The sequence below is a fragment of the Nostoc sp. XA010 genome (assembly GCF_020829625.1).
GTDB lineage: Bacteria > Cyanobacteriota > Cyanobacteriia > Cyanobacteriales > Nostocaceae > Nostoc.
Genome location: NZ_JAIVFX010000077.1, coordinates 1 through 10,450, shown reverse-complemented (window position 1 = coordinate 10,450; position 10,450 = coordinate 1). Strand labels below are relative to the sequence as shown.

The 10,450-nt window shown below is 44.8% G+C and carries 13 protein-coding genes and 2 pseudogenes; 1 reads left to right on the top strand and 14 read right to left on the bottom strand.

The genetic code is table 11. The features are described from left to right. The first annotated feature begins 239 nt into the window (after nt 1-239). On the top strand, nt 240-530 hold the full coding sequence (locus LC608_RS35015) for a hypothetical protein (protein ID WP_229557916.1): 291 nt from the start codon (nt 240-242) through the stop codon (nt 528-530). 163 nt (nt 531-693) lie between these two features. Here the strand turns inward: LC608_RS35015 and LC608_RS35010 are convergent, their stop codons facing one another. The 14 genes and pseudogenes from LC608_RS35010 to LC608_RS34945 form a co-directional block, all read right to left on the bottom strand. Further along, a complete protein-coding gene (locus LC608_RS35010) occupies nt 694-906 on the bottom strand; it encodes a hypothetical protein (RefSeq protein WP_229557915.1) in 213 nt (70 codons plus the stop codon). Between the two features lie 127 nt (nt 907-1,033). Then, on the bottom strand, nt 1,034-1,555 hold the full coding sequence (locus tag LC608_RS35005; RefSeq protein WP_229557914.1) for a cytochrome P460 family protein: 522 nt from the start codon (nt 1,553-1,555) through the stop codon (nt 1,034-1,036). 110 nt (nt 1,556-1,665) lie between these two features. Continuing rightward, nucleotides 1,666-2,661: an alpha/beta hydrolase gene (locus LC608_RS35000; protein WP_229557913.1), complete on the bottom strand. Its 996-nt coding sequence runs from the start codon at nt 2,659-2,661 to the stop codon at nt 1,666-1,668. Nucleotides 2,662-2,796: 135 nt separating this feature from the next. Then, nucleotides 2,797-3,684 (bottom strand): alpha/beta fold hydrolase, encoded by an 888-nt coding sequence (locus LC608_RS34995; RefSeq protein ID WP_229557912.1) that lies wholly within the window; start codon nt 3,682-3,684, stop codon nt 2,797-2,799. 72 nt (nt 3,685-3,756) lie between these two features. Beyond that, entirely contained in the window at nt 3,757-4,662 is a 906-nt protein-coding gene (locus LC608_RS34990; RefSeq protein ID WP_229557911.1) for a WD40 repeat domain-containing protein, read from the bottom strand. Nucleotides 4,663-4,795: 133 nt separating this feature from the next. Continuing rightward, nucleotides 4,796-5,665 (bottom strand): alpha/beta fold hydrolase, encoded by an 870-nt coding sequence (locus tag LC608_RS34985; protein WP_229557910.1) that lies wholly within the window; start codon nt 5,663-5,665, stop codon nt 4,796-4,798. Next, complete coding sequence (locus LC608_RS34980) at nt 5,662-5,886, bottom strand: MOSC domain-containing protein (RefSeq protein ID WP_229557909.1); 225 nt, start codon at nt 5,884-5,886, stop codon at nt 5,662-5,664. Before LC608_RS34980 ends, LC608_RS34985 begins: the two co-directional genes overlap by 4 nt. After that, a pseudogene (locus tag LC608_RS34975) lies at nt 5,871-6,053 on the bottom strand (SDR family NAD(P)-dependent oxidoreductase); the annotation flags it as partial. The gene LC608_RS34980 and the pseudogene LC608_RS34975, both read right to left, overlap by 16 nt. Nucleotides 6,054-6,465: 412 nt before the next feature. Next, on the bottom strand, nt 6,466-6,897 hold the full coding sequence (locus LC608_RS34970; RefSeq protein WP_229557907.1) for a cupin domain-containing protein: 432 nt from the start codon (nt 6,895-6,897) through the stop codon (nt 6,466-6,468). A gap of 85 nt (nt 6,898-6,982) precedes the next feature. Then, nucleotides 6,983-7,246, bottom strand: a pseudogene (locus tag LC608_RS34965) (choline dehydrogenase); the annotation flags it as partial. 116 nt (nt 7,247-7,362) lie between these two features. After that, a complete protein-coding gene (locus tag LC608_RS37400; RefSeq protein ID WP_229557906.1) occupies nt 7,363-7,641 on the bottom strand; it encodes a ferritin-like domain-containing protein in 279 nt (92 codons plus the stop codon). Nucleotides 7,642-7,886: 245 nt separating this feature from the next. After that, nucleotides 7,887-8,558: an alpha/beta fold hydrolase gene (locus LC608_RS34955; RefSeq protein ID WP_229557905.1), complete on the bottom strand. Its 672-nt coding sequence runs from the start codon at nt 8,556-8,558 to the stop codon at nt 7,887-7,889. Nucleotides 8,559-8,709: 151 nt separating this feature from the next. Further along, a complete protein-coding gene (locus LC608_RS34950; RefSeq protein WP_308189978.1) occupies nt 8,710-8,925 on the bottom strand; it encodes a hypothetical protein in 216 nt (71 codons plus the stop codon). Between the two features lie 194 nt (nt 8,926-9,119). Continuing rightward, nucleotides 9,120-9,506 carry a hypothetical protein gene (locus LC608_RS34945; protein ID WP_229557904.1) on the bottom strand — a complete coding sequence of 129 codons (387 nt, stop codon included), beginning with the start codon at nt 9,504-9,506 and terminating at the stop codon, nt 9,120-9,122. Between the last annotated feature and the right edge of the window lie 944 nt (nt 9,507-10,450).

Genomic DNA, 10,450 nt, shown 5'->3' with positions numbered 1-10,450 from the left:
AGTTTTATCTTGTTCTCTGGTCAGAAATACCCTTAAACGGCTACCCATATCCCTGTTACCTTGCTGGATATATTATACGTATTTACTTATCTTTACATAGTTTGGTTTTTTCACCTTGTTCTACTTAATAAAAAGCGCTTTTGTGAAATCAAGAGCGCTGTTTTATTGGCTCTACGCTTCATATATCACAATTAAACGGCTGCGCCAATGCGAAAGTGAAATGCTTTTAGTAAAAAGAAATGACCCCTGAACAAACATCAGAATTATTTACTCTCTTGATGCGCCAGGAAGAACTACTCAAGCAACTTGTCGCAGCAATCAATAAGCCGAAACTGGGATTACACTCTGATGCTGGCAGTTGTAAAATCTACTGCAATCGTCAGCATGGAGCGCTGTGGTACAAGTTAAATGGTGAACCGAGTGATGTTCCTCAAACTGCCTTAACTGGATATCTTAAAGAACTACGGTTTGAGGTAGGGAACAATCACCCAACATCCGCGTGCAGCAAGCATTGGTGCAACGTCATGTAGCTATCGATGGAATACGGAAACCCATGCAGCAGCAACACCGGAGATCCATCGCTCGGTCCTGCTTCATAGTAACCGATGTCGAGGACACCCGCTTTGATCTGCTTGATGGGAGTAAACCTAAATTCAGATCGTTTGGGCTTGTCGAAGCTTGCGTGTGCGGTACTCATGAGTGCCATTTCTGTGAAAATGCTTGCTGTCGCCGTTCCCAAAAAGCGGCGGCGGTTGTGTTTAATCGCTTTGAGCATGGGATTTGTTCATTGAATTCGTGGATGAGGCGATCGGGCGGAACGCAGTGCCCAAAAGTGACGGCGATGATAGTTGATTCTTTCAGACATTTGTTAATCTCTTTAGTTTGATCGTTGACTTCTTCGGACATTCATGTTTCTCCAAGCCGATGGACTACTAGCGGTACTGGCAGGAGGTTAGCTTCGGATGTGCTGCCTGACATCTCGGTGTCACAAAACTTTCTGAAACTCACGATGTTGGCTAACGCACCTTCGCATTCAAGGCGCGTAATGCGTAAAGGCAAAGTCGCGAGCTTTGACGCTCGCATGGCAGGAAAAACAGCTGTGTACCGCTACGTCGGCGGGTTTGCCGTCGTTAAATTGAGCGAACCCCCAGCCGCCGGTCGAGGCGTATTTTATTGAGTCCTTAACCATAAACTGAACCCCCTCCTTGGGTGGCCCAGCTACGTAAGATTGGAGACGGCCAAAGGCTCTGTTGTTTTCCTCCGATGGGACGTAACTCCAGGCGAGCCGGGCAATGATTGTGCCGTCTGGGAAGGGAAGCTTCCCTTCCCGGTATGCCTTGATCGCTACGTCGTTGCCCAATTTGGCGCGTATATCGTTGAGGTCGCCTTTTTCGCGGGCTACAGAGATCAACGTCCAGTCGCGGTATCCAGAGGGAATTTTGCCTCCGAAGATTGGGGCGGCCGCTCCATCAGCGTAGCGAGAGGGAGGAACCACGCAGATAACCACGCTGGCCACCATTACAACTGCAACTAGTAATAAAGCGATCCGTCTCATACAGTACCTCCTTCAAATATGCGCTACTGAAATTACCTCATCGCGGAGATAGGGGAAACGCGGAGACTCTTAATCAATTTTTTAGCTCTTTGCGTCTCCCTCTCTGCATCCTATTGCAGATATTTCTTCAATTGGGCAGCAGCTTGAACAAACAGAGAACGGGTTTGTGGCAACTCAGCTAAACCATTTAGTAGTCCAAAGTCATGAATCATACCGTTGTACTGCACAGTTGTCACCTCGACCCCAGCTTCATCGAGCTTGCGTCCATAAGCTGTACCCTCGTCATGCAAGATATCGCTCTCTGCAACCACAATTAACGCTGGAGGCAAGCCTTTGAGTTGCTCAACCGTTGCCTGTAGGGGAGAAGCATAGATGTCTTTGCGCTTTTCTGGGTCAGCGATGTACATGTCATACATCCACTTCATCGTTGGTACTGTCAGAAAACGCTGATCGCCAAATTCGTGATAAGAATTCGTATCAAAATCAGCATCCACAATCGGCCACATCAGGATTTGCAGCTTGATGTGTGGCCTTCCTTTTTCTTTCGCCTTCAAAGCAGTGACAGTTGTCATGTTGCCGCCAACACTGTTGCCAACGACTGCCAAATTCTTACCATCCACCCCAATCTCTTCACCATGCTCGGCAACCCATTTGGTCGCAGCATAAATCTCATTGATTGCCTGTGGGTACTGAGCATCTGGTGTGCGAGTGTAGTTGACAAAGACACCTGCAAACCCTGAAAGCACAACCAGATCGCGAACCATGCGCTTGTGTGTTGGGTAATCACCCAGCACCCAACCACCACCATGAATAAAAATGAAAACAGGTAATGTGCCTTTGGCCCCTTCAGGTCGTACAATATCAAGGGTAATTGAGTAACCCTCAGCAATAATCGTCTTTTGGGACTCTTCAATGCCTGAAAGGTCTACTGAAACCGAAGCCTGTGCATCTACAAGAACTTGACGTGCTTCGAGTGGAGTGAGTTTCTCCAGCGCCACACCCCCTGAATTTAGCACTTTCAAAAATTCCTTCGTTCCTTTGGAAAGACGTGGATCATCCGCAACTTCCAAAATTTTTGCTGCTTGCGAGTTTGCTTGAGCAACCATGACATTCTCCTTTAATAGCTTGTAGACAATCTGTTGAGATAGCACTGTTAAGTTAATTGATTTAACACTGTTGCTTGATCAGTAGTAATTGTGGAATGACAATCACTTTTTATCGACATCGTTTAAGAGCCAAAACTATTTGTTATTAGTGGTTAGATTGGTGTTCTCTACAACGTGAGTGGTCAGAAAGCGACGAATATGGCCTGCGATCGCGTCCCCATCTTCTTCCAAAGCAAAGTGCCCGGTATCAAACAAATGAAACTCCAGATTTTTTAAGTCGCGTTTGTAGGCATAAGCCCCCTCGACTAAAAAGCCCTGGTCATTTTTGCCCCATACAATTAGCGTGGGTGGTTGATATTGGCGCAAGTAAGCTTGCCATTGTGGATATAACCGCACATTGGACTGGTAGTCGTATTTTAATGCCAATTGAATATCCATATTGCCAGGGCGATCGAGGAGTGCTTGATCCAGAGTCCAAGTATCGGGACTAAGGTTTTCTAGATTCCTGGCTCCAGTAATGTAATACCATTTCGTACCCTTGTTTGCCAGAGCCTGTCGCACGCGATCAGCATTTTCGGGTGTCTTATTCTGCCAAAAAGCGCGCATGGGCTTCCAGAAATCACCAAGTCCTTCCTCGTAGGTATTGCCATTTTGCACAATCAGCGTCTCAATCTGCTCTGGATACTGTATTGCCAATCGATAGCCAATCGGAGCGCCATAATCCATTAAATAAAGGCTATAGTGTTTCAATCCGATCGCATCGACAAAGCCTGCCATCACTTCGGCAAGGCGATCAAAGGTGTAATCAAACTCATCCACCGTTGGCATGGAACTATAGCCAAAACCAGGATAATCAGGTGCAATCAGATGGAATTGATCCGCCAACGCGGGGATTAGATTGCGGAACATGTGGGACGAGGTTGGAAAGCCGTGCAATAGTAGAATCGTCGAATGATCACGAGAACCAGCTTCACGATAAAAGATATCTAAACCATTGATCGATACTGTGTGATAAGTGGTCATGGGTTTACTCTTTTGAATTCAAACCGTTTAACAGAATCAGAAATAGTCGATCTTGTTTCCGAAAGCTTCTTGTCACTCTTTAAAAAGAGACCAGAGTTTGATGGTTTTGTCGGCACTGCTGCTGGCTATCATGTTTCCATGCGGTCTGAAAACTACTGACCGCACGCCTCGCTCATGCCCGATCAAATTCTCCAAGAGTTTGCCTGAAGGCAACCCCCATAACTTGATAGTGCTATCATTGCTACCACTAGCTAATTTCTTGCCATCGGGACTGAAAGCCACTGACCACACAACTCCATCATGTCCAATTAGGGAGTGCAACAATTTACCAGTGGGCATTTGCCAGAGTTTGACTGTCCGATCAGCACTGCCACTGGCTAAAGTCCGTCCATCAGGGCTAAAAGTCACTGAGCGCACGGCTTGTGAATGAGCATTCAGGGTTTTTAAAACAGCACCATCCATGAGCCGCCAAATTTTGAGTGTACCACCCTCATTGCCACTAGCTAAGGTCTGCCCATCTGGACTAAAAGCAACAGTTCTTACCCACTTTTGATCGGATAACTGATGAACTTGTACGCCAGTCTGCACATTCCAGATGCGGATGGTTGTGTCAGCACTACCACTGGCTAACCACTTTCCGTTGGGGCTGATGGCAACAGCTTCTACATCATCTGTATGGCCATCTAGAGTACGAAACAGTTGCCCCGTCTCTAAATTCCAGAGTTTAATACGGTTATCCCAACTGCCACTAGCAAGCAGCTTGCTATCTGGACTGATGGCAAGGCTTACCACTGCATCGCCGTGTCCTTTTAAAGTATAGAGTAAGGTGTTACTAGGCAGATCCCAAATTTTAATTTTTTTATCGTAACTGCCACTGGCGAGGAAGCGTCCATCAGGGCTGATTGCAAGAGCGTAAACCCAAGTTGAATTTCCTTGGACAGAACGTAAGGGTTGAGTGGTTGCAACAGATTTGGTCATTTTTTGACGATTCCAGCCGATCTTTACTACATCAGTCCTCTCTGTTCATACTCTTTTTTTGACGAAGGTATTGTTATCCAAAGGTTTATACTTGAGCATAAGCCATGCTGGGATAATCCATCATTTCCACCGCTCAGGCGAGAACGGATTGCAGTCGTGATGTGAGAAATTGATCGATATAGTTTGCGATCGCATCCCCATCCTCTTCCAGGGCAAAATGTCCGGTATCGAGTAGATGGAACTCAACATCTTTCAAGTCACGCTGGTAGGGATAAGCACCGTCAGCAGGAAATATGTAGTCGTTCTTGCCCCAAACAATCAGGGTAGGGGGTTGATACTGGCGAAAATACTCCTGCCATTGGGGATAGAGGGGTGGATTCGTACCATAGCTATACAGCAGTGCCAGTTGAATCTCACCGTTGCCGGGGCGATCGAGGAAATGTTGATCGATAGTCCAGGTATCGGGGCTGATCGCTTCTAAATTGCGAACACCGTTGGTATATTGCCACTTCGTTGCTTCTAAGCTGACAAGATATTTGAGCTTATCAGCATTCTCAGGCGATCGCTCTTGCCAGTATGCCTTCATTGGTTCCCAAAATTCGCGCAGACCTTCCTCGTAAGCATTGCCATTTTGAACAATCAGAGATTGCACGCGCTCTGGATATTTAGCTGCAATCCGATAGCCAATCGGTGCACCATAATCCATCACATAAAGGCTGTACTTTTTGAGAGCGATCGCAGCAATGAATTTCTCCACAATCTCAGCCAAGCGATCAAACGTGTAGTCAAATTCATTTACAGTTGGCATCGAACTGTTGCCATAGCCAGGGTAGTCAGGAGCAACGAGGTGGAATTTATCAGCGAGGGCAGGGATGAGATTGCGGAACATATGAGAGGAAGTTGGAAAGCCGTGCAATAGCAGAATCGTCGGATTATTACGAGAACCAGCTTCACGATAGAAAATGTCTAAACCATCAATCGAAACTGTGCGATATGTAGTCATGGGATTAGTCCTTGTAAGTGATAAAAGTGACATGATGGCGTTTTACGACAGGTTGATCTATCTCGCATCCTGACAAAAATCCCAAATTTTAACTCTGTGTTAGGCAATTCGCTTCGCCAGTAATCATAATGCTCAAAAGGATACACATATACGGCTTTGTCAACTCCGCCATGAACGGTGAGATCTGCTTGTCGATCGCCATCTAAATTGAGTTCACGCACCCCGTAACATTTTTACCAATGGCTTCCACCGCAGCATCCAGTTCGACTTGGCGACGACCTGTGATGTAGACATAGGCACCTTCAGCAACAAACTGTTTGGCAGTGGCAAGACCGATACCACTGTTGCCACCCGTGACAAGGGCGATTTTTCCTTCCAGTTTTTTCATTATGCGAATCCTCTGATTATTGAGTTTAAAGCGGTCAGTTGCTAATGGAGAGCGGAGTCAGGGGGAAGAAGGACCAGCCCGTATCGGGCAGCTAGGGCGATCGTCTTTTGAATATCTGCATCTGTGATCAGGGGTAGCGGTCAGGGCAGTCGCATCATGTCAATAAGAACAGCATATTCTCAATAGATGTAAAAATAATCTCATTAAGCCTTGTTTATTGACAAAATTTTGGCGTAGGCAAAGCCCGCCGCAGGCATCGCTTTGAGGCTTGGAAAATAAATCAAACGAGAAATGCTGAGTTTTTCGTTGCTTCTTAACCTTGGTTCTTCACGTCTACGTTAAAAAAGTTGACTTTGATAAAGAGTTTTAGCTTTAACCCAACCGTATTGGTTTACTGAACACGAACTAATCTCTAAGGAATATCTCCAGGTACACCCAGAGTTTCGTCGCCAATTTCGCTAGAGACGCGCATGAATAATGTCAGGTCAGCCTCCTCATTCTCGTTTAGCGTCCCTGTTGCTTCAACTAGGTGAGCAAAGGCACTGGGCGAAGCAACAACTAACCCGCGAGCTGGTTGATCGCTGAGTGCAGCAACGACATGGGGTATACCCATCGGAATGAAGGCACTTTCACCTGCGCCTAGCACAACCTTATTCTTACCAACCCAGACAGTGAACTCTCCTTCCAGCACATAAAGTTGTTCGGAATAACGCGTGTGGCGATGGGGTGGAGTCTGTGTGCCAGGAGGGAAATAACCTTCAATCAGATCATATTTACCATCGGTCGTAGTATGGTCGGCGACGATGGTGAGGCGAGAACCAAAAAGCCAGAACGATTGTGTCATAAAATAGATCCTTCTAATGAGTGAATTGTGTCATGAATGCTCAAGCTTGTGACTCAGATAAAGCAGGCGTTTATGCCGTCAATGTCGAACTGCTACCCCCCAAGACTTTGCCACGGGAACAAAACATTTTGCGGTAATTCAGGTAGCGTTCCGGCTCAGAAACGTAACCCCAATCCACTTCAGAGCCTATTAGGCTAAAGCATTGCGCCGGAATTTGAATTTCTGGTTTTGTAGCTGGGTTGCCCGCTTCGAGGAGTAACACGGTTGTGTCACTGTCTTCGGTTAGACGATTGGCAACCACACAACCAGCCGACCCTGCACCGATTACAATGTAGTCATAATTAGTCATAAAGTTCTTTTCCTCTGTTATCTACAATGGATAAATGGAGTCAAGAATGAACTGATTTAAAGAGCAATTGCTGAAATACTGTTAGTTATTCATTTACAACACCTGATCTGCTGAATTTAACTGCGTACTTCACTGGCGTGTTTGTCGAGCAACAGATGCAGTTGATAAAACGTATGTCCGCGCATCAACCAGTGATGTTTCTTGTAAAGGTGATAGAGAATGATTGTATCTGCCAAAATTTGATTGACTAAAACACAGCTTTCGCTGCGGGCACTGGGGTTGAGAACTATTGGCAAATCACGAAGAGTACCATACTGCTGAATTTCATATCCATGTTGATGCAGTAAGAGTTGACTGCGATCGACTTGAGTGATGCCTGTATTTTGAGTCGGCACGATCGGATCTCCTAGAGTCAATAATTAGGTCTGTTCTATTTGTATGTACCAAGAAACTGCTTCTCTTAGGATTGGGATTACTTCACAGCAGTACTTGCTGCTTCAATCACTTTGGCAACCTCTTTTGGATGAGAGATAAAAGGAACATGACTGGAGTTAACTTCGGTTGTCTTAGCTCCAATCCGTTTAGCCATAAATCGTTGAAGTTCAGGGTTGATGGCGCGTAGACGCGCAGCGGCTTGTCGTCAGACATCGCTTTGAGTCACCATAAACCAGGAAGGAATTGTTTTCCAAGCGATTTCATTCACTGATTGCTCAAACGCTGCGCTGGCGATCGGCTTTTGGGTTGCTGCCATCACTCGCGCCTCAGCCTTCGATACGTCTTGGGCAAAAAATTCGTGAAACTTCCCGCAATCGACATAGAGGAAGTTTGCAGCATCAGACACAATCGCCGTACTAATCGGAGGTGCTGCGTATCTTTTATTCAAATCACTCGTCTTTTCACCGACATCTGGTGCGAAAGCATTAACATAAACCAGAGCTTTCACCTGTGGATTGCCAGCCGCCGCACCCGTGATCACATTTCCACCATAGGAATGTCCGACCAAAACAACGGAACCTTTTTGATTATTAATCACCCGCTTCGTCGTTGCCACATCATCAGCAAGAGAAGTGAGCGGAATCTGCACAGCAGTCACTTTGTAGTCATCCTGCTCTAACAATGGAATAACGTGTTGCCATGATGTACCGTCAGCATAAGCCCCATGAACGAGAACGATCGCAGGTTTAGAGTTGGACGCTTGAGGCAATTCCCTGGAGGCGGCTGATGTTGGATGCATTGATATCCCAACGACAACACTTAATGCAAATAACCACAGCAACAATTTTTGAACTTTTTTCCATGTAAAAACCATCATGGCGATCGCCTCTGTATTCTTGCTAAATTGCTGAAATCTCTGATTCTTGTCGTCCGTATAGAAGTTATGAAATACTCCCCGCTGAAATACTTGTTGGGATAAGCATCAAAAACCTTAATCATTTGCAGCAACAATAGCTGCGATTATCTGCTCAACAGTCCAGCGAGCGATCAAGTAAATTGTTTTCTCCAAACTCCAGCTTCAATTGCTGTTGAGCAACTTTAATCAATCGATAGACGTTAGCACTTTGAAAACATTCATAATCTCCATACATGACGAATACTACAGCAGCATTCAGTACACCTTGAATGTCATCCTGGGTTGAAGGCGGAACCAATAGAGAACTATTATCATGGTCGTAAGTCATCTTTCGGTTTGTATTAAGCAAACTTAAGCCTCACAAACCAACTGCATTAACATCGCTATGGATTCAATATAGACAATTGACCCTCTCTTGTAGTCCACTCTGGGTTGACATTTTTATACAATCGAGTGATGGATGAACCTGTCCATCTCGCAGTGGAAGGTTGTCTCAAACTTTAGTTTGAGTCTAAAGCCAATTTAAACGTTAAAGTCGTCACTTACATAAGGCGTATCAGCCGTAAACGTTTTGCTTTCCCCACCAAAGTTAACATCGCTATAAAAAGTAACTTTCATCCCCGCAGGAATCTTCAGCGAACGGACAGTAATTATGTCATTATGAATCTGACCCCAGTGATATTTGCCAGGGTCTAATGTTTGAGCAAATCCCTGATATTCAGAGTCAGTGTAAATGATAACCTGATTGCTAGAGTCAAGATTCATCGTAAGTTGGTCGGCAGAAATAGAAAGAATATCTGTTCCTAGATATGACCAATATTCCTTTCCTTGTGTTCGGGCAATCCGCACTTGTGGATCTGTATTCGTTTCCACGAACGGAACATTCGCCGTCGCACTCCAAGCATTCATCTGCTATAAGATGCGCCCGGTATATGTTTGCACTGACATAGTTGATAATTGGCTCTTTTAAAGAATTAAGCTGTAAAAAAATCAGAAACGGGTACTAAGTACAAGATTTCACAAGTTTGTAGCGTTATTAAGCCAACACCATTGAAAGAGTTTTCCGACTCAGAATGTGGGTTTTTACACGGCTATAGGCTCAATACCGATCTAATCCTTATTTATTAGGAGCGCCACTTGAATGTTACCGCAGCTTTTTCAGGTACAGTATAGAATGGCACTAAGAAAAGCGCAAATGTATTATTTACAAGGGTTTCATCATTTGGGAAAAATGTAGACTAATGAAGCAGCGATCGCAAACTGAGAGTTGCAGATTATTCTGATTCCCGGTCTTAAAACTATTAGTTTTCTAAACCCCTTATCAGGCAACTATTTCAGCTTTTATTAGTGCCATTCGTCTGACGTACTGTTTCATCTGAGATTGAATCTATGATACCAACGTTCACTAAATAATCTGCTAATCAGGGCAAACGCATCTAAAGTATAAGAATCCTTTAATAGCAAGGGTTTCAGCGTTTTTAAATTTAGCCTATTTTTTCGTCAAGATCCTTATCCAGCAGGGGTTTCAGAAATGCCGTGCGTTCGCCCTGGATTTAACCAGTATTCAATCCGTGAGGAGTTGTACTGTTAAAAGAGCAGGTGGTTACTGGTTCTTATCGATGTTATACCAATTTAAAAAAAGAATGCGACAAATAGACCATTTATAGAGACGCGATGAATCGCGTCTTCACCCAAGGATGTGTTGCAATCATTAATTGAATTGGTATTAGTTCAAATACCCCAAGAACTACCAAAAGAAAAGTCAATATCTCAAATCAAATCAGTAGTCGGGATTGATGTTGGTGTGAATAAGCTTGTAGCTTTGTCAGATGGTAGTTTTGTCGAAAATATTA